General features: G+C 64.6%; 25 protein-coding genes. 15 read left to right on the forward strand and 10 right to left on the reverse strand.

Annotation, left to right across the window (positions count from 1 at the left end; all coding sequences use genetic code 11):
* Positions 1–39: 39 nt before the first annotated feature.
* Positions 40–690: an NAD-dependent epimerase/dehydratase family protein gene (locus E4631_RS13985; RefSeq protein ID WP_133659314.1), complete on the forward strand. Its 651-nt coding sequence runs from the start codon at positions 40–42 to the stop codon at positions 688–690.
* Here E4631_RS13985 and E4631_RS13990 read toward each other — a convergent pair.
* The 5 genes from E4631_RS13990 to E4631_RS14010 form a co-directional block, all read right to left on the reverse strand.
* Entirely contained in the window at positions 687–2051 is a 1365-nt protein-coding gene (locus E4631_RS13990) for a hypothetical protein (protein WP_133659315.1), read from the reverse strand. The genes E4631_RS13985 and E4631_RS13990 overlap by 4 nt on opposite strands.
* Before the next feature lie 99 nt (positions 2052–2150).
* On the reverse strand, positions 2151–2855 hold the full coding sequence (locus E4631_RS13995) for a glycosyltransferase family 2 protein (RefSeq protein WP_133659316.1): 705 nt from the start codon (positions 2853–2855) through the stop codon (positions 2151–2153).
* A 68-nt stretch (positions 2856–2923) separates the two neighbouring features.
* Positions 2924–3358: an arsenate reductase ArsC gene (locus E4631_RS14000; protein WP_133659317.1), complete on the reverse strand. Its 435-nt coding sequence runs from the start codon at positions 3356–3358 to the stop codon at positions 2924–2926.
* A 119-nt stretch (positions 3359–3477) separates the two neighbouring features.
* Positions 3478–3936, reverse strand: a complete 459-nt coding sequence (locus E4631_RS14005; RefSeq protein WP_133659318.1) for a DUF6428 family protein — start codon at positions 3934–3936, stop codon at positions 3478–3480.
* Positions 3937–3964: 28 nt separating this feature from the next.
* A complete protein-coding gene (locus tag E4631_RS14010) occupies positions 3965–4315 on the reverse strand; it encodes a helix-turn-helix transcriptional regulator (protein WP_133659319.1) in 351 nt (116 codons plus the stop codon).
* A 186-nt stretch (positions 4316–4501) separates the two neighbouring features.
* Between E4631_RS14010 and E4631_RS14015 the strand changes: the two genes are divergently transcribed.
* The 4 genes from E4631_RS14015 to E4631_RS14030 all read left to right on the forward strand — a co-directional run bounded on the left by E4631_RS14015 (position 4502) and on the right by E4631_RS14030 (position 9538).
* Positions 4502–5833: an NAD(P)/FAD-dependent oxidoreductase gene (locus E4631_RS14015; protein WP_133659320.1), complete on the forward strand. Its 1332-nt coding sequence runs from the start codon at positions 4502–4504 to the stop codon at positions 5831–5833.
* Positions 5834–5970: 137 nt separating this feature from the next.
* Positions 5971–7323 carry a 4Fe-4S dicluster domain-containing protein gene (locus E4631_RS14020; RefSeq protein WP_133659321.1) on the forward strand — a complete coding sequence of 451 codons (1353 nt, stop codon included), beginning with the start codon at positions 5971–5973 and terminating at the stop codon, positions 7321–7323.
* A gap of 192 nt (positions 7324–7515) precedes the next feature.
* A complete protein-coding gene (locus E4631_RS14025; RefSeq protein ID WP_133659322.1) occupies positions 7516–8970 on the forward strand; it encodes a cellulose synthase family protein in 1455 nt (484 codons plus the stop codon).
* 37 nt (positions 8971–9007) lie between these two features.
* Positions 9008–9538 carry a rhodanese-like domain-containing protein gene (locus E4631_RS14030; protein ID WP_133659323.1) on the forward strand — a complete coding sequence of 177 codons (531 nt, stop codon included), beginning with the start codon at positions 9008–9010 and terminating at the stop codon, positions 9536–9538.
* Between the two features lie 89 nt (positions 9539–9627).
* Here E4631_RS14030 and E4631_RS14035 read toward each other — a convergent pair whose 3' ends face one another.
* From E4631_RS14035 to E4631_RS14045, 3 genes are all read right to left on the reverse strand, one after another.
* Complete coding sequence (locus E4631_RS14035) at positions 9628–10245, reverse strand: DUF6134 family protein (RefSeq protein WP_240734912.1); 618 nt, start codon at positions 10243–10245, stop codon at positions 9628–9630.
* A 153-nt stretch (positions 10246–10398) separates the two neighbouring features.
* The gene (gene arsM / locus E4631_RS14040) at positions 10399–11367 is read right to left on the reverse strand and encodes an arsenosugar biosynthesis arsenite methyltransferase ArsM (RefSeq protein ID WP_133659324.1); all 969 of its coding nucleotides are present in this window, start codon (positions 11365–11367) and stop codon (positions 10399–10401) included.
* Positions 11368–11444: 77 nt separating this feature from the next.
* The gene (locus E4631_RS14045) at positions 11445–12245 is read right to left on the reverse strand and encodes a DUF547 domain-containing protein (RefSeq protein ID WP_133659325.1); all 801 of its coding nucleotides are present in this window, start codon (positions 12243–12245) and stop codon (positions 11445–11447) included.
* Between the two features lie 111 nt (positions 12246–12356).
* Here E4631_RS14045 and E4631_RS14050 point away from each other — a divergent pair, with 111 nt between their 5' ends.
* The 6 genes from E4631_RS14050 to arsS all read left to right on the forward strand — a co-directional run bounded on the left by E4631_RS14050 (position 12357) and on the right by arsS (position 17652).
* A complete protein-coding gene (locus E4631_RS14050) occupies positions 12357–13451 on the forward strand; it encodes a BamA/TamA family outer membrane protein (RefSeq protein WP_133659326.1) in 1095 nt (364 codons plus the stop codon).
* A gap of 58 nt (positions 13452–13509) precedes the next feature.
* Complete coding sequence (locus E4631_RS14055; protein WP_133659327.1) at positions 13510–14217, forward strand: TIGR04283 family arsenosugar biosynthesis glycosyltransferase; 708 nt, start codon at positions 13510–13512, stop codon at positions 14215–14217.
* Positions 14217–15245 carry an NAD-dependent epimerase/dehydratase family protein gene (locus E4631_RS14060; RefSeq protein ID WP_133659328.1) on the forward strand — a complete coding sequence of 343 codons (1029 nt, stop codon included), beginning with the start codon at positions 14217–14219 and terminating at the stop codon, positions 15243–15245. The genes E4631_RS14055 and E4631_RS14060 overlap by 1 nt, the downstream gene beginning before the upstream one ends.
* Positions 15235–16062, forward strand: coding sequence for an SDR family oxidoreductase (locus E4631_RS14065; RefSeq protein ID WP_240734914.1), 828 nt, complete (start codon positions 15235–15237; stop codon positions 16060–16062). Before E4631_RS14060 ends, E4631_RS14065 begins: the two co-directional genes overlap by 11 nt.
* Positions 16063–16117: 55 nt before the next feature.
* Positions 16118–16450: an arsenosugar biosynthesis-associated peroxidase-like protein gene (locus E4631_RS14070; protein WP_068229436.1), complete on the forward strand. Its 333-nt coding sequence runs from the start codon at positions 16118–16120 to the stop codon at positions 16448–16450.
* 155 nt (positions 16451–16605) lie between these two features.
* Complete coding sequence (gene arsS, locus E4631_RS14075) at positions 16606–17652, forward strand: arsenosugar biosynthesis radical SAM (seleno)protein ArsS (protein WP_133659355.1); 1047 nt, start codon at positions 16606–16608, stop codon at positions 17650–17652.
* Between the two features lie 150 nt (positions 17653–17802).
* Here arsS and E4631_RS14080 read toward each other — a convergent pair whose 3' ends face one another.
* On the reverse strand, positions 17803–19356 hold the full coding sequence (locus tag E4631_RS14080) for a hypothetical protein (RefSeq protein ID WP_133659330.1): 1554 nt from the start codon (positions 19354–19356) through the stop codon (positions 17803–17805).
* A gap of 230 nt (positions 19357–19586) precedes the next feature.
* On the opposite strand from E4631_RS14080, the gene E4631_RS14085 reads away from it, so the two are divergent.
* The 4 genes from E4631_RS14085 to E4631_RS14100 all read left to right on the forward strand — a co-directional run bounded on the left by E4631_RS14085 (position 19587) and on the right by E4631_RS14100 (position 21702).
* The gene (locus E4631_RS14085; RefSeq protein ID WP_133659331.1) at positions 19587–20369 is read left to right on the forward strand and encodes a hypothetical protein; all 783 of its coding nucleotides are present in this window, start codon (positions 19587–19589) and stop codon (positions 20367–20369) included.
* Between the two features lie 24 nt (positions 20370–20393).
* The gene (locus E4631_RS14090) at positions 20394–21044 is read left to right on the forward strand and encodes a hypothetical protein (RefSeq protein ID WP_133659332.1); all 651 of its coding nucleotides are present in this window, start codon (positions 20394–20396) and stop codon (positions 21042–21044) included.
* A gap of 88 nt (positions 21045–21132) precedes the next feature.
* Entirely contained in the window at positions 21133–21384 is a 252-nt protein-coding gene (locus tag E4631_RS14095) for a hypothetical protein (RefSeq protein WP_133659333.1), read from the forward strand.
* Positions 21385–21441: 57 nt separating this feature from the next.
* Positions 21442–21702: a CsbD family protein gene (locus E4631_RS14100; protein ID WP_133659334.1), complete on the forward strand. Its 261-nt coding sequence runs from the start codon at positions 21442–21444 to the stop codon at positions 21700–21702.
* A 121-nt stretch (positions 21703–21823) separates the two neighbouring features.
* On the opposite strand, the gene E4631_RS14105 is transcribed toward E4631_RS14100, so the two are convergent.
* On the reverse strand, positions 21824–22738 hold the full coding sequence (locus E4631_RS14105; protein WP_133659335.1) for a histone deacetylase: 915 nt from the start codon (positions 22736–22738) through the stop codon (positions 21824–21826).
* Between the last annotated feature and the right edge of the window lie 223 nt (positions 22739–22961).

Here is a 22961-nt window from a genome sequence, read left to right on the forward strand (position 1 = left end):
TCTAGTTGGAAGGCGGTTTATTTTATACGCCATTACCTTATGTCTCAGCGAATTATTATCACCGGCGCCACCGGCATGGTGGGCGAAGGCGTGCTCCTTACCCTGCTACAGCAGCCCGATGTGGAGGCTGTGCTGTCCATCAGCCGGCGGCCCAGCGGCCACGCGCACCCCAAGCTGCGCGAGCTGCTGTTACCCGATTTTTTCGATTTGAGTAAGATTGAAAGCGAATTGGCGGGCTACTCGGCGTGTTTTTTCTGCGCGGGCGTGTCGTCGCTGGGCAAGAAGGAGCCCGAGTACACTCGCCTGACCTACGACCTGACGCTGCACTTTGCCCAAGCGCTGGTGCGCCACTCACCCGAGGCCACGTTTTGCTACATTTCGGGCGCGGGCACCGGCGGCCGGGCCATGTGGGCCCGCGTGAAGCGCCGCACCGAAACCGACCTGCTGGCCCTACCCTTCCGGGCGGCGTACATGCTGCGGCCGGGCTTCCTGAAACCCGAGCCAGGCCAGCGGCATGTGCTGCCTATGTATCGCTGGCTCAAGTGGTTATTTCCTCTGATGCGGCGACTGGGCTACGGCTCCACCCTGCGCGAACTGGGCTTGGCCATGCTGCACGCCGCCCAGCGCGGGGCCGACAAGCCAGTGCTGGAAGTGAAAGACATTGTGCGGCTGACCCGGTCGGCCGGCTAACCCCTACCCCCGGCTGGGGCAGCCAAGGCCGGCCGGCCTTGGTAGTATTCCCACGCCGCCCAGGCCAGCACGCCGCCGTATTCGAGGGCGATGAGCCAGGGGCTCTCGGTGTAGGCCGGGGTGCGGTAAGCTGAATACGACAACACCACCAGCCCGGCCCAAACCCGCGCGTAGCGCAGCGGCGAAAAGCAGCTGAGCGCCACCAGCGGCACCAGGTACCAGGGGTGCACGATGGTGGCCAGCGCAAAGTAGCCGCTGAGCGTGAGCAAGAGCCGTTGCGGCACCGCTGCCAGCCCACGCTGCCCTCCCCCCCCCGCCAGCCGGAACGCCAGGTAAATGGCGCCCGCGCCCAGCAATGGCCCCAGCCCGCCTACCAAATCGTAGCCCACGAGCCACTGGCCCAGTGCCCGCAGCACGTAGAACACGCTGGCATTAAACTCGAAGCTCTGAAAATACAGGTCGAGGCTGAGCCCAATGTGCAGCAGCAAACTCCACGACACGAAGGGCAGAAACAACAGCCCCAGGCTACCCGCCAGCACTCCCAGAAACCACCCGCAGCGCCGCCACCCCAGGTACCGGGCCAACAGCGGCAGCGCCAGCAGCGGCAGCAGCTTGGTGGCCACGGCCAGGGCCAGCGCGCCAGCCGCCAGCCGGGTGCGGCGGCGCACCAGCAGCGCCCCGGTCAGCAGCAGGAAAGCCACCACTACCCCCTCCATATGCACGTTGCCCGCCACCTCCACTATCGCCAGCGGGTGCAGCAGGTAGGCCAGCGCCCGGCGCCCGGGCCAGCCGGCCAGCGGCAGCAGCCACAGCAGCAGCGCCGCCGCGCACGCATCGGCCAGCAGCAGGGCCAAGCGCACTACCAACAAAAAGCCAGTTTCGGAAGCCGGAAAAGCCGCCGCGGCCGCCCCGTACAGCGCCTGGCACACCGGCGGGTACACCGAGAAGTAGCGGGGCGAATTAAGGTGCGACCCCAGCCGGCGCAGCTCGGCCATGGGCAGGGCGGCCGAGTCGGCGGGCGGGTGCTGGAGCAGCTGCGCGGGCGTTTCGGCGAAGGGGTTGTGACCATGGCTCACGAGCAGGCCGTCCCAGCGGAAGCGGTAGAAATCGTCGCTCAGCGCTGGGGTGGCCGGCAGCCACAGCAGCCGGAATACCAGCGCCGCGCCCAACCCCCAGCGCAGAGGTAGGCGCGTGTGCAGCAGCCACGCGTAGGCCGCGCCGGCCACCGCAAAGAGGGCAAGCAATTGAGTAAAATGCGCCCGCGGCGTGGCGTAGGCCAGGGCCCAGTAGGCCGCGCCCGTCAGCAGCAGGGCCAAGAGCTGGCTAGCGCGGAGCAGGGGGGTAGGGCGGGGCGGAGTCAAAGGGCCAATAGTTTTGAATGCGCGGGTGGCCTCCCCGCCCGCGCCACCCGCGCCGCCAGAACGTAACCACTTGTAGACCGTGGCCCGAAGTACCTCATCTCACCAATACTTAAAAATCGTCCACAAAATCTTAACCCCCGCCCCGATGGTGCCGCGCACCGTGCCCGATATCTTGGAGGTGCCGATGCGGCGGCGGTAGCGCACGGGCACCTCGGCCACGCGCAGGCCCAGGCGGGCGGCTTTCACCTGCATTTCCACCGTCCAGCCGTAGTTGGTGTCGGCCATGCCGATGCGGGCCAGCGCGGCGGCCGTAACAGCCCGAAACGGCCCCAGGTCGGTGTGGGTGCCGCCGTAGCGCAGGCGCAAGAGGCGCGATGCCAGCCAGTTGCCGAAGCGCTGCTGGGGCAGTAGCGCGCCGCGCTCGCGCTGGCCCAGCGCCCGCGAGCCAATAACCAAGTCGGCCGCGCCGGCCAGGATGGGCGCCAGTAGGGCGGGCATCTCTTCGGGGAAATCGGAATGGTCGCCATCCAGAAAGACGATGATTTCGGGCGTGCGGGCGGCGGGCTGGGCGGCGTAGTAAGCCAGCCCGGCCAGGCAGGCTTGGCCGTAGCCGGGGCGCGCCTCGGCTACTACGGTGGCCCCGGCGGCGCGGGCGGCAGCGGCAGTGTCGTCGGTCGAGGCATTGTCCACCACCACCACTTCCTGGGCCAGGCCGGCCGGAATTTCGCTCAGCACCAGCGCGATAGATTTCCCCTCGTTGTGGGCCGGGATGAGGACGCCGATGCGGGGTAGGGAAGCTGACAAAGAGAGAAGCGCGCGGTTGAGCCCGTAAAGAAAGCGGCTGCCGCTTCAGCTTACTCCCGCCGTCGCCGCTAGGCTGGCGCGCCCGCCGCGAAGTAGGTGCCGACAACGTCCTGCGCGTAGGCCTTTACCTGGTCGCGCACGGCCCGAAACTGGTCCAGGACTTCTGCCGGCGTGCCGGTGGCCTTGGCTGGGTCGGGGAAATTGTGGTGCAGCTTTTGGGCCGCAGCCGGAAATACCGGGCACACTTCCTGGGCGTGGTCGCACACGGTGAGCACGTAGGCGAAAGGCACGGCAGCGTACTCGTCCACGTGGTTGCTGGTGTGCTGGCTGATGTCGATGCCATCTTCGGCCATTACCTGCACGGCTTTCGGGTTCACGCCGTGCACCTCCACGCCGGCCGAATACACGGCGGCGCGGTCGCCGAGCAGTTGCTGAAGGTAGCCGTGCAGCAGCTGGCTACGGCACGAGTTGCCAGTGCACAGCACCAGGATATTAGACTTCATCTCGTTGAAAATCAGTTTTTAGTGCAATTTCACCGCAGCAGTAGCGCGAACCTTGCAGTTCGCGTCCCCGAACGACTTTAACGGCGCGGGGACGCGAACTACAAAGTTCGCGCTACTGCTTAGCAGCACCCGCCGCCGGGCGTGCAGCCGGCCAGCTGGAGCTGAGGTAGGGCGAAAGCCGCGTCGGGGATGCCGCAGGCATCCTGGGCCAGGCAGGCCGTTTGCTTGGCGGTGAGCACGAAATCCTGGCCCTCGAAGGTGAGCCCGAATTTGCCGATGGTGGCTTGCTGGTATTCTACCTCAATGTCCAAATCCTCCGAGCCCAGAATTCGCTCCGAGAGCTGGAGGATGTGCAGGAATTTCTGGGGCGCCAGGCGGTGGTCATAGTCGCCGGCTTCCCAGAGCTGGAAGTTGGCCACCGTTTCGCGGCGCTCGGTGCCGCCGCAGTCGATGAAGTGCTTGGTCACGAGGCCCACCTCCGTCACGTGGAAATGGGGGGGTAGGGACGTGCCATCGGGCAGCCGGAAATTGATGGTCGTGAGCCCCGCCAGGGACTGCTTCAACTCGGAGATTTTCATAAGTTAGGGCGTAAAAGGATGGCTAAAATCAGCAGGCGCAGGCCTCGTCGGGGCTGCAAGCAGCGTTCGCCGTGGCTTCGCCAAAAAATGCTGTAAACTGCTGCTGCACTTGGCGTAGCAGCTCGGTATTGAGGCAGTAGCAAACGGTGAGGCCGTCAATTTCGCCCCTGATGAGGTCGAGCGCCTTCAGCTCCTGCAAGTGCTGCGACACGGTGGTGCGCGCCAGCGGCAGCTCGGCGGCAATGTCGCCCGAGATACAGGTTTTCTGGCGGGCCAGAAACTGGATGATGGCCACCCGCGCCGGGTGGGCCAGGGCTTTGGCCATCCGCGCCAGCTGCTGCTGCTCGGTGGTGAAGGCGGCGGTTTTGGCGTAGGTCATGGGGTAGGAAAGGCGGCGGCCTGCACGTGCTTCTTTTAAACTATGACGCAAATTTACGTCATAATATGTCGTACTTATACGTCATACCGAAAATTAACTTTTCCTACCCCCCGCAAACCCGCTGGCCGAGCGTGGGCGTAGGTAGCAAACGCGCCGCAACCGGGCATTTTGGCGTTCATTTACGTTATGCACCTCGTTATTATCGGCAATGGCATTACGGGCGTCACGGCGGCCATTACGGCGCGGCGGCTGGCGCCCGAGGCGCGCATCACGCTGGTAGCGGCCGAGAGCGCGCACCACTACTCGCGCCCGGCGCTGATGTACCTGTATATGGGCCACTTGCGCTACGCCGACATGAAGCCTTATGAAGACTGGTTTTGGGCCGAAAACCGGCTGGAGCTGGTGCACGCCGAGGCCACGGGCGTGGACACCGCCGCCCGCACCGTGCAGCTGGCCACCGGCCCGGCCCTGGCCTACGACCGCCTGCTGCTGGCCACTGGCTCGGTGGTGCGCACGCCCGACTGGCCCGGCCAGCAGCTGGCCGGCGTGCAGGGCTTCATCGGCCTGCCCGACGTAGAAACTATGGCCCGCGACACTCGCGATATCACCCACGCGGTGGTGGTGGGCGGCGGCCTCATCGGCGTGGAGCTGGCCGAGATGCTGCACTCGCGCGGCATCCACGTGACGTGGCTGGTGCGCGAAAGCCGCTACTGGCAGTCGGTGCTACCCCCCGAAGAATCAGCCATGCTGGAGGCGCATTTCAAGAAGTATCACATTGACTTGCAGAAAAACACCGAGTTGCGCGAATTGCGCGGCGACGCCCAGGGCCGCGTGCAGTCCGTAGTCACGACCACCGGCCAAGCGCTGCCCGCCGAGTGGGTGGGCCTGGCCACCGGCGTGATGCCCAACCTGACGCTGGCCCAGGCCGCCGGCCTCGACACCGACCGCGGCATCCTGGTAAATGAGCTGCTCGAAACCAGCGCGCCCGGCGTGTACGCGGCCGGCGACTGCGCCCAGCACCGCCAGCCCGCGCTCGGTGAGGTGGCCGTGGAGCAGCTCTGGTACACCGGCCGCATGCAGGGCGAAACCGTGGCTCACACCATCTGCGGCCAGCCTACCCCCTACCAGCGCGGCGAGTGGTTTAACTCAGCCAAGTTTTTCAACCTCGAATACCAGACTTACGGCCGCGTGCCCGCTCGGCCCGAAGCGGGCATCGCCAGCTTCTGCTGGCAGCACCCGAATGGCCAGCACCTGCTGCGCCTCAATTTTCGCGAAGCCGACCAGGCCGTAACCGGCGTGAACGCCCTCGGCCTGCGCCAGCGCCAGGACGTGTGGGAACGCTGGCTGCGCGAAAAAACCCCCATCGGCAGCGTGCTGGCCCAGCTGGCGGCGGCCAACTTCGACCCCGAGTTTGCGCGGCAGCACGAGGCGGCTATCCGACGCGAGTTTGGCCGGCAGTTTCCAACTATTGAGGTGACTAGACCGCGGCGGAAGGGGTTGTTTGGGTTGGTGAGGTAAAAAACAACAGAACGTCATGCTGAACGCAGTGAAGCATCTCGCTCGCTTCGCTCTAGCAATTCCATTAGTGCTGCACGCGAGATGCTTCACTGCGTTCAGCATGACGTTCTGTTTTGCGAATGCTTTTATAAAACCTTATGCAAGACTACCCTACCCCCTCCTTCGCCCTCGCCCAGCCGCCCGCCGCCGCCGTGCCCGCCGGCGAGAAGCTGCCCTTGGCGGCCGTGGCCCTGGGGCTGCTGGCGCTGCTGGCCGCCGCCGCCGATGCCGACGCCGGGCGCGCCCGGCTCAGCCTCTACCTGGCCCTGGCGCTGGTGAGCGGCGGCGCGCTGGGCTGGGCCTGGCTGGCTTTTGGAAGCCGGCCGGCCGGCTGGCACCCGCACGACCTTTGGCGGCGGGCCAGCACCAGCCGGGGCGCCGTAGCCTGGGCCACGGGCGTGGCGCTCACGGGCTTCTACGTGGTGCTGTACTGGTTTCCCTGGCTGCTCGAAAACCTCATTCGGGCGCTCGACCCATTCAGCAAGTGGCTGCGCCACAAGCCGGCCGACCAGTGGTTTCTCTACGGCACGTTCTACACGCTGGCGGTGCTGGTGATGGGCGGCCGAGGGCTGTGGAAATACCGGTTTGCCCGCTACCATTTGGCGCGCACGGCCTCGGTGATGTTCTTTCAGCTGGGCTTCGGCTTCCTGCTGCCGGGGCTGCTGCTGGCTTTGCAGCAGCCGGAGTATTACTTCTCGTATTTCTGGCCTTTGAAGTATGATTACCTCTTTCCGGGCACCGTTAGCCAGCTGCTGCAAGGCGGTGGGCTGGGCGTATTCATGGTGTTTTGGGGGGTAGTGATGTCAGTGCTGGCCACGCCGGTGCTCACCTATTTCTTTGGTAAGCGCTGGTACTGCGCCTGGGTGTGCGGCTGCGGCGGCCTGGCCGAAACGGCGGGCGACGCTTACCGCCACCTCTCCGACAAAAGCCGCCAGGCCTGGCGCTGGGAGGTGCGCCTGATTTACCCGATTCTGGGGCTGATAGTTTTGCTCACGGCGCTGCTGTGGGTGGGCGCCTCTGGGGCGGTGCCGGCGCTGGGCGCGGTCACGGGGCCGCTGGGGCAGTTCTATGGCTTTGCCATTGGCAGCATTTTCTCGGGTGTGGTGGGGGTTGGGTTTTACCCGCTGATGGGTAGCCGCGTGTGGTGCCGCTTCGGCTGCCCGATGGCCGCCTACCTGGGCTTGTTGCAAAAGCACTTTTCGCGCTTCCGCATCAGCACCAACGGCGGGCAGTGCATCTCGTGCGGCAACTGCTCCAACGCCTGCGAAATGGGCATCGACGTAAAGCAGTACGCCCAGCGCGGTGAGCCCATTGTGCGGGCCGCCTGCGTGGGCTGCGGCCTCTGCGCCACCGCCTGCCCCCGCGGCGTGCTCAACCTGGAGAATGGCCCCCGCGAGGGCCGGCTGGCCGGCTCGGCGTTCATTCATGCCGATTCGCTGCGAATTTTGTAGGAGCTTACCCTTCTGAAACGCCCTCCGCGGTTTACCTCACCCCCTAGCCCCCTCTCCCGTGGAGAGGGGGGACTAGTTTTTAATTCTAGCTTCTAACCTGGATGAAAAACTAGAACTAGAGCTAGTTCCCCCTCTCCACGGGAGAGGGGGCTAGGGGGTGAGGTGAGCGCGGAGGGCGATACTCTCACCCCCATGTTCTTCCTCGAAACCAGCCTGGTCGTTCTCTACGGCCTGTGCCTGGTGTTTATGCTCGGCTTCAGCGGCACGCAGTGGCGGCTCACGCGGCTGGCGCGCCGGGCCCTACCCCCCGCCGCGCCGCCCACGCCGGCCGCGTGGCCGCGCGTGACGGTGCAGCTGCCGGTGTATAATGAGCTGAACGTAGTGGCCCGCCTCATCGATGCGGCGGCGGCGCTCGACTACCCCGCCGACCGCCTGCACATCCAGGTGCTTGACGACTCGACCGATGAGAGCGTGGCCGTGGCCGCCGCCCGCGTGGCGCACTACCGGGCGCAGGGCCTGCACATCACGCACGTGCGCCGGCCCAGCCGCGAGGGCTACAAGGCCGGGGCCCTGGCCCACGGCCTGGCCGAAACTGACGGCAAGTTCATCGCCATTTTCGACGCCGACTTCCTGCCCGAGCCCGATTTTCTGCGCCGCGTCATTCCGTATTTCAACACGCCCGATATCGGCATGGTGCAAACCCGTTGGGGCCATTTGAATGAGCACGACTCGCTGCTGACGCGCCTGCAGGCGTTTGGGCTGAACGCGCATTTTCTGGTGGAGCAGGTGGGGCGGCAGGCGGGCGGGCACTTCCTCAACTTCAACGGCACGGGCGGCGTGTGGCGGCGCGCCTGCATCCTGGACGCCGGCGGCTGGCACGCCGACACCCTCACCGAAGACCTCGACCTGAGCTACCGCGCCCAGTTGCGCGGCTGGCGCTTCCGGTACCTGCCGCAGGTGGTGGCCCCGGCCGAGCTGCCCGCCCACCTCGACGCCCTCAAGTCGCAGCAGCACCGCTGGAACAAGGGCGCCGCCGAAACCGCCCGCAAGCACCTCGGCCGGGTGTGGCGCGCGCCGGCCCTACCCCTGGCCACCCGACTGCATGCCACGTTTCACCTGCTCAACAGCTCGGTATTTGCCATTATTCTGCTGATGGCCTTGCTGAGCGTGCCGCTGGTGTGGGTGCGGGCGCACCGGCCCGAGTTTGCGCCGGTTTTCCGGCTGGCTTCGGTGTTTGTGTTTACGCTGCTGCCGCTTACGTATTATTACTACGTGGCCTGGCGGCGCGCCGGGCCACCGGCCGGGCAGTGGTTTGCGCCTACGTTTATCCTGTTTATTTCGCTGTCGATGGGCTTGGCGCTGCACAATGCGCGGGCCGTGGCGCAGGGGCTTTTACGGCGCGCCTCGCCCTTCGTGCGCACGCCCAAGCTGGGCGCGGCCCCGGTAGTTGCTACCCCCGCCCGCCGCTACCGCCTGCCCGAAACCGGCCAGCTACCCCTCGCCGAGGCGCTGCTGACGCTCTACTTTCTGGCCGGGCTGGCCATGGGCGCTTACTACGGCGACTATGGCCTCTGGCCGTTTCACCTGCTGCTGGCGGTGGGCTTTGGCACGCTGGCGGGCTACGCCTGGCGCGAGCGGCGGGGGTAGGGCAACCAGCAGGGGCCGCACCTGCGTACTTCCAAGTATGACTACCTCCTCCTTCGTGCTGCGGCTGGGCAGCGTGCTGCTGCTGCTGGGCCTGGTGGCCGCCTGCCAAAGCCGCAAAGCCGACGCCCCGCCCACCACCAACAAGCTCTACTCGGCCATGCTCAACGGGGTGCTGAAAGAGTCGGTGCCCTTCGTGAGCGTGGCGCAGCTCAAGAGCCAGCCCGCGCCCGTGCTGCTCGACACGCGCGCACCTGAGGAGTTCTCAGTCAGTCATTTACGCGGCGCAAAGTGGGTCGGCTACGATAAATTCTCGCTGGCCGAAGTGCAGGATATCCCCAAGAATACGCCCATCGTGGTGTACTGCTCGGTGGGCGTGCGCAGCGAAAAAATCGGCGCTAAACTCCAGGCAGCCGGCTTCACCAACGTGCGCAATCTCTACGGCGGCCTCTTCGAGTGGATGAACGAAGGCCAGCCCGTTTTTACCGCTGATAATCAGCCCACTGACCGCGTGCACGCCTACTCGCCCGCCTGGGGCATCTGGCTCCAGCGCGGGCAGAAGGTGTATTAATAGTAGCGCGAACTTTGTAGTTCGCGTTCCCGAACGACCCGCTACTGCGCGGGGACGCGAACTACAAAGTTCGCGCTACTAGCCAGCGGCTATTTTTCCAGCCGGATGATGAAGTTCTTGAGCGGGTTCTTTTTAATAATGGTCACCAACTCGCCAGCAGCATACTGGTACTCGTCCTCGCGGCCGTCGCGCACGGCGTGCCAGATGCCCAGCTTGCCCCGGCTCAGGGCAAAGTAGTCGCCGAAGTACTCGGCAAAGGCCCGCGCCTGCCCGGCCGGCGGCTCACTGAAAAACATGTTGGTGACGGCGTAGCGAATCGGCTGCGTTTCGGTGGCCTTGTAGTGGTGCTTGTACTGGTCGGCCACGATGTCGTAGTGGTCGCCCTTCCACTCGGCTTTAGAAGAAAAATCGCCCTGGTTGGTGTGCGCCTCCACAGTCGAGAGCAGCAGCTGGCCGTTGCGGAAGCGGTTGATTACCTGGTAGTAAATCTTGAGGTGGTAGAACAGGAAGTTCACCTTCACGTCGCTCACCAGTGAGTAGGTCACGTCGGCACCCACCGGGGCCTGGCGCGTGGCCGTCATCGTGCCCACCCGAATGCCCGCCACCTCAATGCCGTAGCGCCGCACCTCGGCTGCCGCGGGTGGGGCGGCTTGCGCCGCGGCAACCAGGGGTAGGGCGCTGAGGAAAAGTAGGGCGGGTAGGGACATGGTAGATTTTGAGTAAAGAAAGCTAAAACAGAACGTCATGCAGAGCACAGCGAAGCATCTCGCTCGCATCATTGGGTTAGTAATCCAACGGCGCGAGCGAGATGCTTCGCTGTGCTCTGCATGACGTTCTGTTTCAACAACTAAGCCAACTGCCTAGCAGCAGCCGCCGCCGTCGTAGTGGTAGGTCGAGGGCGAGATGAAGATATCGTCGCGGCCCAGCGCGGCCAGGTTGCCGGCGGTTTTGTCGCACACGGCCAGGGGCTGGTTCTGCATCAGCACGTGGCCCTTGTGGTCATCGAAGTACTCTTCGCCGCCGTAGAAAATAGCGGTGCGGCCCGTGAAAATGCAGGGCCCATCGGCCGGCATCGGGTCCTTGATGGCGCAGACTTCCACGCTTTCGATAAATATAATCTCGTCGGTGGCGTAGTGCTGGGGCGAGAGCACGCGGTAGGCGCGCTTGGCCCGCACCTCGATGGTGCCGAAGCCCACCTCGGCAATCATATCCAGGTACTGCTGCAGCGGCAGCGAGCCGGTGAGGCAGAGGGCGCGCAGGCGCTCGTCGGCGCGCAGTTCGTCGCTCATGGGCTGCTCGCAGGTGGGGTCCGACATCACGAGGCGGCCGTGGGGCTTGAGCACGCGGTAGGTTTCCTGCAGGGCGCGCTTGAGGTCGTCGAGCTTGAAGATGTTGAAGAGGCAGTTTTGGGCGGCCACGTCCACGCTCTCATCGTCCACGGGCAGGTGCAGGGCGTCGCCGGCCCGCAGGTCAATGAAGTCACTCTTAAACCAATCGTTCTGCTTCTCAGCGGTTTGCATGTTCTCGCGCGAGGCGTCGAGCATTTCGCTCACCACGTCCACGCCAATCACGGCGCCGGGGCGGCGGCTGAAATAGGCAAATTGCAGCAGCTCCATGCCGCCGCCTACCCCCACGTAGAGCACGGTAGGCGAGTTGGTAAGGTCACGCGGGTTCACGGTGCTGCCGCAGCCATAGTTCATACTCAGCATGCGCTGCGGAATGCTCAGGCCAGGCAGCTGCCACACGGGGTTGGTGGTGCAGCAGAGGCCTACTTGGGGCTCCTGGGCCGCCTGGCGGTATACGTCGGCAGTGGTATCTAAGTAGCTCATTTTTTGGGTTTAAGGTAGCATAAGCTTTAGCTTGTGCCGGCTGGATAATGCACAAGCTAACGCTTATGCTACAATCTCTACTGTTTGTTCAGGCTCCAGTTGTAATCGAGGTAAGAAATCTTGGTGCTGCCGTCGATTTTGGTGGTCGAATACTTATCGACCCACTTCACCACCGACTGGCCGTTTTTCTCCCAATCGCCTTTGTACCAGTCGAAATATTTCGAAAGCTGCGCGGCTGACTTCCCAATCTTATTTTTGGCCGGGTTGTTCAGGAAATCGTGGCCTTGGTCGTCGAGCTGGGCGTTGAGCTTGTCGGCGGCGTAAGCCTCGTTGCGCAATCGGGGGCACGACATGGAGGCGCATACAAGCGAAAAGTGGATGCGCGGGTCGTCAAATTTCTTGCGCAGGATGCCATGCTCGATGTTGTCGAGGCTCATCTTCTCGCCGCCAATGCTGAAAAACTTGGCCGCCCAGGGCGTGGTCACAAACGGAATCTTGATTTTCGAGCCAATGTCCTTGATGCTCTCGACCGGGTAATGGTCCAGGATAAGGCGGATAGTGTAGGCATTGTAGGCGTTAATCCAGTAGGCCATCTGGTCGTTTTTGGGCCAGTTGGCGGCGGGCGGGTTCTTGCTCAGCAGCGCCAAGTATTGGTTGAAGGCCGCCTCATCGGCCTTAAAGCCCATATAATCGACGAGGCCTTGGGCATTGACGTGCTTGTGCAGCAGCTTGTCGAAGGCGCCGTGGTCCACTACGGCGCTGGCGGCGGCCACCGCGTAGGTGGGGGTAGGCACGGGGTTGAGGCCGGGCACCACCACGGCCACGGCGGTGAGCGTGCCGGCGGTCAGAGCTAGCGCCGCAATGGTCGAGGTTTTCATAAATTGATTCATTACCAGTATGTACGAGAGACGGGACTATAAAAGATTCTCCCCTTCTTAAAACCCCGGCCCCGCCGCAATTTCGTAGGGTAAGCAGTCCTCCCTACCCCCATGCTCCTTACCCTCGCGCTGCTCGGCCTCGCCACCCCGGCCCCCGCCGACACCATGCACCCCCGGCGCGTGGCCCTGATTCCGGTGCCGCTGGTGTACTACACGCCCGAAACCCGGCTGGCCTACGGCGTGGCGGCCACGGCCACGGTACACTTCCGGCGCGACGATGGCTTTGCCGCCGCCCGGCCCTCGCAGTTCACGCTGGCCCTGGCCTACACCCAAAATCGCCAGCTGCTGCTGTACCTGCCGTTTCAGGTTTTTTACGACCACAACAAGTACTACGCCTACGGCGAGGCCGGCTACTACCGTTACAACTATTACTTCTACGGCCTGGGCCAGCGCGAGGTGCCGCGCGAGCTGTATGGTGTCAATTTTCCGAGGGTGCGGGTTAATGCGTTTCGGCGCGTGGGGCAGGGGGTAGGGCCGGGCAAGCTCTACGCCGGCCTGCGCTACCAGTATGAAGACTATCGCGTAAGCAGTGTGGAGGCGGGCGGCCTGCTGGCCAGCGGCGCCGTGCCCGGTGGCCTGGGTAGCCGCCTCACCGACGGCGGCCTGGGCGTGTTCTACGACTCGCGCGACAATGTTTTCTTCCCCACCAAAGGCGTGGTGGCCGACCTCAGCGCCTTCATCCGCAACCGGGCCGCAGGCGCGGGCCCGGCCGGCGAAACCACCCGCTTCGACCGCTACGTGGCCGACGTGTCGGGCTACCGCGCCTTGGGGCCGCACGCCGTGCTGGCCGGCAACATCTACGGCAGCTTCATTGCGGGCACGGCTCCCTTCAATGCGCTGTCGCTGCTGGGCGGCTCGCGGCGACTGCGCGGCTACTACGAGGGCCGCTACCGCGACCAGAATGCCGCCCTGGCCCAGGCCGAGCTGCGCTTCGACGTGTACAAGCGGCTGGGCGCGGTCGTCTTCGGCGGCGTGGGCACCCTGGGCGACGGCCAGACGCTGCTGCGCCTCAACGACCCCAAAGGCGCTTACGGCGCGGGCCTGCGCTTCGTGGCCAACCGCCGCGACCACCTCAACGTGCGCCTCGACTACGGCCTAGGGCACAAGTCGAGCGGCTTTTACCTGACCGTGGGCGAGGCGTTTTGAGAATGAAAAACCTGAACTTCAGAAATTCGTGCGGAAGTTCGTGCGGCCGGGGCGCCTCATGAAACCCCTACCCCCCATGCTTAGCGTCATCATCCCCACCTACAACGAAGCCGCCAACATCGGTCGCCTGGTGGCCGAGCTGCGCCGCCACGCCCCGGCCGAGGCGGTGGAAATCCTGGTGGTGGACGCCAATAGCCCCGACGGCACCGCCGCCGCCGCCCGCCAGGCCGGGGCCACGGTGCTGCCCGCGCCCAAGCCCGGCCGCGCCGCCCAAATGAACCACGGTGCCCGCCAGGCGCGGGGCAGCATTCTCTACTTCGTGCACGCCGACGTAGGCATTCACCCCGACTACGCGGCCACTATTGCGGCGGCCGTGGCGCGGGGGCACGCGGCGGGCTGCTACCGCTTCCGGTTCGACTCGACGCACCCGCTGCTGCGCATCAATAGCTACGGCACTCGCTTTAAGGGAATTATGAGCCGCGGGGGCGACCAGACGCTGTTCGTCACGCGGGCGCTGTTTGAACAGTTGGGTGGGTTCAATGAGCGGTTTGTGATAATGGAGGACTTCGAGATTATTCAGCGAATTCGCCGGGTCGCCTCGTTCTTTATCGTGCCGCAGGAGGTCGTGGTGTCGGCCCGCAAGTACGAAACCAACGGCTGGCTGCGCGTGCAGCTGGCCAACCTCACGGCCTTTGCCATGTACTTCCTCAAGTTGCCGCCGCCGCGCATTGCCCGCACCTACAAGGCCCTGCTCAACTACCGCTGATGCTGCCGCCGCCCCCGCTTCCCCGCGTGCTCGTGACCGGCGCCAACGGCTTCTTGGGCCGCCACCTCGTGGCCGAGCTGCTGCGCCGCGGCTACCCCGTGCGGGCGCTGGTGCGGCCCGGCAGCGCGGCACCGGCGGCCCTACCCCCCTTGCAGTCGTTGCCCATCGAGGTATGCGAAGTTGACCTAACCCGCGTGGTCCGAAAGGGCGAAATGGCCGACACCATCGGCGGTTGCGGGGCCATTATCCACACCGCCGCGCTGGCGCAGGTGAACCCCGCCCGCAGCCGCGCCGTGCGCGCCGCCAACCTCGGGGGCACCGAGCAGGCGCTGTGCCTGGCGCACCAAGGGGGGGTAGGGCGCTTCGTGTACGTGGGCACGGCCAACGTCTTCGGCTTCGGCTCGAAGCAGCGGCCCGGCGACGAAACCCGGCCCTACGCCGGCCGCCGCTACGGCCTCGACTACATGGACAGCAAGCGAGCCGCCACCGACCGCGTGCTGGCCGCCGTGGCCCGCGCGCAGCTGCCCGCCGTGCTGGTGCACCCCACGTTTATGCTGGGCCCCGGCGACGCCCGGCCCACCTCGGGCGCGCTGCTGCTGGAGCTGCTGGCCGGCCGCCTGCCCGGCTACCCGCTGGGCGGCAAAAACTACGTGCAAGTGCGCGACGTGGCCGTGGCCACCGTCAACGCTTTGACGATGGGCCGCGTGGGCGAGTCGTACATTTTGGGTAATGAGAATTTGAGCTACAAAGAAGCCTTTGTTTTAATGGCCGAAATCATGGGGGTAGGGCCCCCGCGCTGGCCGGTGCTGCCGGTGCTGGCTAACTTTTATGGTGCAGCTTGCGACCTCCAAGCCCGCCTCACCGGCCGCCTGGCCCAGGTCAACTCGGCCATGACCAGCGTGGCCAACGACGGCCACTACTTCACTGCCCAAAAAGCCCGCACCGAATTGGCGCTCCCCCAAACTTCCATTCAACAAGCTGTGGCCGATGCCTTTGCCTGGTTTAAAACCCACGGCTATGTCCGCTAAAAAAGCTGGCCTGCTGGCGGGCCAGGTGGCGCTCATTACCGGCTCCGAGTCGGGCATCGGGCGCGAAACGGCGCGGGCGTTTTGCCGGCAGGGCGCGGCCGTGGTGCTCAATGGCCTACAACCAGCCCGCCTCGAAGCCACCCGCCTGGCCCTGGCCGCCGAGGGCTACCAGGTGGCCGCCTGCCTGGCCGACGTGACGGACTACGCCGCCGCCGAGCGCCTCATTGCCACCGCGATAGACACCTTCGGCCGGCTCGACATCCTGGTCACCAACGCCAGCATTTCGATGCGCGCCTACTTCCGCGACATGACGCCCGAGGTGTTCCGGCAGGTGCTCGACAGCAACGTGTACGGCTCGGTATTCCCGCTCAAGGCGGCCCTACCCCACCTCGTCCGGGCGAAGGGCAGCGTCACGTTTATCTCGTCCATTTCGGCCCTCAATGGCATGCCCAGCGGCTCGGCCTACTGCGCCGGCAAGGCCGCGCTGGCCAACCTCGCCCACACCCTGCGCCTGGAGCTGGCCGACACGGGCGTGCACTTCGGGGTGGTGCACATCGGCTTCACGCAAAATGACCCCGACAAGCGCGTGCTCGACGCGGCCGGCCAGCCCGTGCCCATTGCGCACCGCTCGGCGCGCTGGCAGAAGTCGCAGGCCGAGGTGGCGGCCATTATCTTGCGGCACGTGCGGCGGCGAAAGCGGCGCACGGTTATTTCGGCGCTCGGGCAGCTCATTTTGGTGGTGCACACGCTGTTGCCGCGCCTCGGCGACTGGGTGGTGCGCACCAGCCAGCGCCGCTTGCGGAACTTCTACGAGTAAACCCTCTTTAGAATCTACCCTACCCCCTTTTAGCGTATTTACTTAAAACCTGCGCATGGAAACCTATTACAATCCCGCCGACCTCAAGAAATTCGGTAACATCGGCGAGTTTCAGAAGGAATTTGCCGATAAATTCTTCGCCTATTACGGCGCGGTGTTTGCCGAAGGCGCCCTCACTGCCCGCGAAAAGTCGCTCATCGCCCTGGCCGTGGCCCACGCCGTGCAGTGCCCCTACTGCATCGACGCCTACTCGGCCGACACGCTCGAAAAAGGCTGCACCGAGCCCGAAATGATGGAGGCCGTGCACGTGGCCGCCGCCATTCGCGGCGGCGCCACCCTGGTGCACGGCGTGCAGATGATGAACAAAGTCAAAGAGTTATCCATGTAAGTGTTGTTTAAAAGAACGTCATGCAGAGCGCAGCGAAGCATCTCGCTCGCGCCGCTAGGGTTACTAACCTGACGATTCGAGCGAGATGCTTCGCTGCGCTCTGCATGACGTTCTTTTTTGCTTAAAAGCCTATTCGCCTGCTTTTATCCTGTATGATAAAATCTCTCAAAGCCACCGGCAACCAGCTCGCCGACTCGGCTTTCCAGCTCACCGTACTGCGCCAGGAAGTGGTGGATGTGCTGCACCTGCCGCCCTTCCACCAGAAAATGCAGGAAGTTGGGCTGTTTCCGCTGAAGCCGGTGCTGCCGGCGGTACTCCAAATCAACGTGGGCAAGATGTGCAACCAGGTGTGCAAGCACTGCCACGTGGATGCCGGCCCCGACCGCAAGGAAATCATGACCCGCGAGACGATGCAGCTCTGCCTCAACGCGCTGGCCGCTACCGACATCCCCACGGTGGACCTTACCGGCGGCGCGCCCGAGATGAACCCCGACTTCCGGTGGTTTGTGGAGGAAATCAGCAAGCTGGGCCGCAAAGTGCTGGTGCGCTGCAATTTGACTATCATCGTAGCCAACAAGAAGTACCACGACCTGCCCGAGTTTTTCAAGAAACACGGCGTGGAAGTGGCCAGCTCGCTCCCCTTCTACTCGGCCGACAAAACCGACCGCCAGCGCGGCGATGGCGTGTTCGACGACTCCATTAAAGCACTCAAAATGCTGAATGCCGTGGGCTATGGCCAGCCGGATAGCGGCCTCATTTTGAATCTGGTGTATAACCCGGCCGGCGCCTTTATGCCCGGCCCGCAGGTGGCGCTGGAGCGGCAGTTCAAGCAGGCGCTGCTCAAGGACCACGGCATCGTGTTCAACAGCCTGTTTGCCATCACCAACCTGCCGGTGAGCCGCTTCCTCGACTACCTGGTGGAGTCGGGCAACTACGCGGGCTACATGGAGAAGCTGGTGAACGCCTTCAACCCCACGGCGGCGGCCGGCGTGATGTGCCGCGACACCATTTCGGTGGGCTGGGACGGCGGCCTCTACGACTGCGACTTCAACCAGATGCTCGACCTGCACGTGGCCAGCACCAGCCAGCACATCCGCGACTTCGACGCCGATGCCCTGGCCCGGCGGCCCATCGTGGTCAACCAGCACTGCTACGGCTGCACGGCCGGTGCGGGCTCGAGCTGCGGCGGCACGGTGGCGTAGGGGTATTGCCCTGACGGCTACCTCACCCCCTAGCCCCCTCTCCCGTGGAGAGGGGGAACTAGTTTTTAGTTTTAGTCTAGAGCTAGAGGCTAGTTCCCCTCTCCACGGGAGAGGGGGCTAGGGGGTGTGGTGCCCCGTGGAGGACGACTCCTACTTACTGCTCACTTGCAGCAGCACCTCATAGTAAGGCCGCCCCAACGCCCGCGCCCGCAGCCAGGCATAAAAGCTAATCACCTGTAAGTCTTCACGTTCCTCGGATAAGAAAGCCGGCATGGTGGCCACGCGAGTGGCAAAATCGGGGGTAGGGGCCACGGCCGGGTTGTCGATAATCTCGCGCACCAGCGCCAGGTAGCATACCACTGCGTGGTAGGGCCCGCCGAGGGGGGTAGGCGGCGCATCGGCGGTGGCGGCGGTAGCCGGAAATTGCTCGTGCAGGCGCCGCTCGATGGAGCGTAGGCGCAGCAGGGCCTGCTCGGGGTTGTCGAGCTCCAGCTGAATGAGCACCTCGCCGATGTTGTGGTTCAGCAGCCACTCCAGGCCCATATTCTGCTCCAGCCAGTGGTCGGTGCAGTCGAGGCTGATGAGGGTTTGGTTGGCTTTGGCAAACTGGCCTTCGGCGAAATAGTGGAAGGTGAGCTGCAAGCGCGCCGTGAGCTGGTCGGCGGGCAGGAGCGCCGGCTTGGCTTTCAGCGCAGCGCACAGCAGACTGATACTTTCGCGATTACGATTCAAAAACGCGTAGTTGGCGGCCAGCAGAAAGGTAAAGCGCGGCCCCACCTCCGTGAACTGCCGGCCCGGCGCGGCGGCCAGCACCGCCAGGCCTTGCTCTAGGTACGCCACCGACTCGGTAAAGCGCCGCGCCCGGTACAGCGCGTGGGCCAGCATGTAGAGCAGCCGCAACTGGTGGCCGCGGTGGGCAGGCGCGAAGCCGTGGCGGCGCTCCATCAGCCCGTAGCAGCGCTCGATGAAGGGCGCAAACGTGGCAAAATCGCCGCGCACCAGCATAGCGTGCCGCGCAATGCTCAGCAGCCGGCACAGCAGCGCGGGCGAGCGGGCAAAGGCCTCCTGCAAGTCGTACTCTTTCAGCACACTACGCACCAGCTCATCGACTGGCACGGCGCCGCGGCCGTGTAGACGGGCCTGACGCACGCGCTGGCGCAGCAGCGCATCGGCAATGCCGGCGCGCTCCTCCTCGTCGGCGGCTTTTTTATTGCGGTGGCGGCGCTCGATGATAGCGGCCAGCGGCTCGGCGTGGGGCGAGTGGGCGTGCTCAATCTGCACGTTGTACACCGCGTTCAGGGGCTCGTACTGCTCGTTGTCGAGGCCCAGCTTTTCGGCTTTGCGCAGCACGTTCCAGGCCAGGCGCGGCACGCCGGCCCCAAACAGGTACTGGGCCAGCGTGAGCTGCCCGCGCACCGAGGTGGCGGCCGTGGCATCTTGCTGGCGCTGGCGCAGCAGCAAAAACTCGGTGAGATGCTTGAAGAGCCGCTTGCGCAAGGCGTAGTACGCCACGGGGTTAGGCTCGTCGGGGTAGAGCTTTTTTATCAATTCCTCCGACTTATACTCCTTGGGATGCAGTAACAGGTCGAGCAGGCGCAGGTCCTGGCGGCCGGTGGCGCGGCGGCGCTGCCACTGAATAAACTGAGCCAGGTCGCGGCGGTCGTCTGGGGGTAGGGTTTGCAGCGTTAGGCGCAGGTCGTCCATGGGAGCGGGGGTAGGCGCGGCGACCGGCTTACCACCGCCCCTACTCGGCCAAAGATACTCCCAAAAATATATTATTAAAATCAGATAAACATCAGCTTAATCTACTTTATTTCAATTACTTACTTCGGAAACAAGTGCTAAAGTAAAGTCCCACGCGCGGCAAAGTCGCCTGGCGGGGGGCAGGGGTAGGCCGCTAGCTTCGGCTCACACTTCACCCCTACCCCCCGCTTATGAAACGCTTGCTACTTGCCGCGGCCCTGCTGCTCACGGCGCTGCTGGCCCACCCGGCCGCCGCCCAGGACCTGCTCACCCGCCGCGACGGCACCGAAGTGCTGGTCAAGGTGCTGGAAATAACCCCGGAGCTGGTGAAATACCACCGCTTCGACAACCCCGACGGGCCGCTCATCAGCGTGCGCAAAACCGACGTCTTCCGCATCAAGTACGCCAACGGCACGCAGGAAATCCTGACGCCCCTCCCCCCCGGCACGACCCTGCCCGCGACCGGCCTGCTGGGCACCGCGCCGGCCCCTACCCCCCCGCTGCCGGCCGGTGGCAACCCCGTGCCCGGCGACGAGCTGAGCCAGGAGCCCGTGCACCTGAGCGGGCCGCGCCTGGGCTTCACCGTGCTCACCGATGGCGTGCTGAACCGCGCCCGCGACCACGTGAGCGACCTCAACCCCTTCATGACGCAGTTTGGCTGGCAGTTTGAATCGCGGCTGTTTCGGCTGCCCAACGGCGTGAGCGGCCTCGTGGAGCTGGTGCCGCTGGTGGGCGGGCTGGAGCAGGGCAAGTTTATTCCGAGCGTGAGCGGGCTGCTGGGCCTGCGCGGGCCCAATGGTCTTGAGTTTGGGCTGGGGCCCAATGTGACGCCGCTGGGCGCCGATATCGTGCTGGCGGTGGGCACCTCGTTCCGCTCCAACGGCATCAATTTTCCAATCAACCTGGCCGTGGTGCCCGGCCACGGCGGGGCGCGCATCAGCCTGCTCATCGGGTTCAATAGCCGACATAATTAACTTACCTGTAAAACCTTATTTGCTATGAACTTACGCGCTACTTTTCTCCGATTGACGTTCCTGGCCGGGCTGCTGGGCACCTGCCCGGCGGCCCAGGCCCAGCAGCCGGCCGCCCCCGCCGCTACCGACGTGCTGCTGCTCACCACCGGCCAGGAAGTGAGCGGCCGGGTGCTCACCATCACGCCCACCGAGCTCACCTACCTGCCCGCCGCCCCTACCCCCCCCGATACCCTGCACCTGCCCGTAGCCAGTGTCTTTTTGGTGCGCTACGCCAACGGCACCCGCGAGGTATTGACCGCCCCGGCCTCAGTAGCCGATGACGACCCTACCCCCCCGGCGCTGCGTGGCCTGAACTCGCCGCAGCGCCAGCAGCTGGGCCAGCGCGACGCCCTGCGCTGCTACCGCGCCAGCGGCGCCTACTGGGGCGCGCTGGGCTCTACCCTGTACCTGGGGCCGCTGCTGGGCCTGGCCCCGACGGCCGTTATCAGCAGCCAGTGGGTGCGCGACTACAACCTCAAGGCCCCTACCCCCACCCTGCTCCAGGATGCCAGCTATGCCCAGGGCTACCGGCAGCAGGCCAACCGCACCAAGCACCGCCGCACCTGGAGCGGCTACGGCGTGGCCACGGCCGTGTACGTGGTGCTCATTGCCGCGCTCGTGGCCGGCATCAACTAGGCCCGCTTGGTTTTTACTGCCACGCCCGCGCAGCGGTGGCCCAGCACCCAGACCTATTCTACTCAACTCTCTTTCTCGCCCTTTTTTTATGACTCCAGCTTTCTACCGCACGCTCGCCTGCCTGGGTATTTTGGCCGCATTGGCTTCGTGCAGCCGGGCTACATATTCCTTCTCGGGCCAGGACATCTACTTACTAGCCCCGACGGTAGCCGTGACGACCCCGGCCGACTTACCCACGGCCACGGACGAAGCAGCAGCCCCTACCCCCGGCGCGGGTGGTGAAGCCAACGGCCTGGCCCGGCGCGCCCAGCACCGAGCGGCTCCGGCCGCTACCCCCTAACCTGCCGGCCTCCTCCTCCGTACAAGCCTCATAACCCACCTCTTTCTTTTTTCACTCATGGACATCAACGATAATAAGGTCAACGACCAAACTGAGCTGCGCGCTCGCGGCAACTGGAACGAAGTAAAAGGTGCTGCCAAACAGAAGTGGGGCCAACTCACCGACGACGACCTGACCTATGACGAAGGCAAGCAGGACGAGTGGTTTGGCAACCTTCAGCAGAAGACCGGCCACGCCATCGAAGACATCAAAGACTGGTTCTCGAAGACCTTTAGCGGTACGGACAACGACCCGAACCGCCCTTCGAACCGCAGCTAATTATAGCTCCCGTTTTTAAGTTGAAAGCCCCGCTCCTACCCTGGAACGGGGCTTTTTTTGGTGGAGTGACGAGATGGTGAGCGCATGGTCTTTCCATTATCTCACCAGTTCACCATCTCACCTAATCCCAGAGGCTGGCGGCCACGCGGTAGGTGTTAGCGTGGGCTTCCACGATGTCGGCTATTTTCTCGGAGTAGCCGCCGCCCATGCATATCACCACGGGCAGGCCGCGGCGGTGGCAGGCCGTGAGCACCAGCTCGTCGCGGCGGCGGCAGCCGGCACGGCTCAGGGCCAGGTGGCCGAGCTTATCGGTGGCCAGCACATCGACGCCGCTGAGGTAAAACACAAAATCGGGCCGGCACAAGTCGCCGTCGAGCAGGCGCGGCAGCACGTCGGCCAGCTGGGCCAGGTACTCGGTATCGCCGAGGCCGTCGTGTAGCGCCAAGTCGAGGTCCGACACCTCCTTGCGGCCCGGGAAGTTGCGCGCTCCGTGCATCGAAAACGTGAACACCCGCGGCTCGTGCCGGAAAATGGCCGCCGTGCCGTTGCCCTGGTGCACGTCGAGGTCAATAATCAACATCTGGCGCACCCGCGCCGGCTCGTGGGTCAGCAGCCAGTTGGCCGCCACCGCCTGGTCATTAAGCAGGCAAAAACCCTCGGGGCGGTTGGCAAAGGCGTGGTGCGTGCCGCCCGCAATATTGAGCGCTACCCCGCCGCCCGCCAGCACCCGCTGCGCGCAGCCAATGGTGCCACCCAGCAAAGTCATTTCGCGCGCGGCCATCGCCGCCGACCACGGAAAGCCGCTGGCCCGCTCCTCCGGACGCGTGAGCTGGCCGTGCAGCAGGCGGTGCAGGTAGTCGGCCTCGTGGGTCAGCAGCACATCGGCCAGCGGCGGGGGGGTAGGCACAAAGAAATCACTGGCCGTGGCCGTGCCCTCGTGCAGCAATTGTTCGGGCAGCAGCTCATATTTGAGCATCGGAAAGCGGTGGCCCGGTGGCAACGGCAGCACGTAGTTGGGGGCAAAGGCAATATCCATGCGGGCAGTCTAAGGCAACCAAATGAAACTAAACGATGAATCTGCAAGGTTAGCTAAGCTCACTAAGCACTTTCGGCGAGCGGCTTACTGGCAGGGGGTAGTGAGCGAGTAATTAGGTCCTTACAGCGAAAATGCAATCCGATATTGGCGCCAGCACGTAACTTTAGCTCCCTATTCAGAAAATTTATACTTTTCCCTTCCCTCTATTTCGCTCTTCTGCCTC

It is taken from the genome of Hymenobacter sp. UV11, from assembly GCF_004684095.1.
GTDB lineage: Bacteria > Bacteroidota > Bacteroidia > Cytophagales > Hymenobacteraceae > Hymenobacter.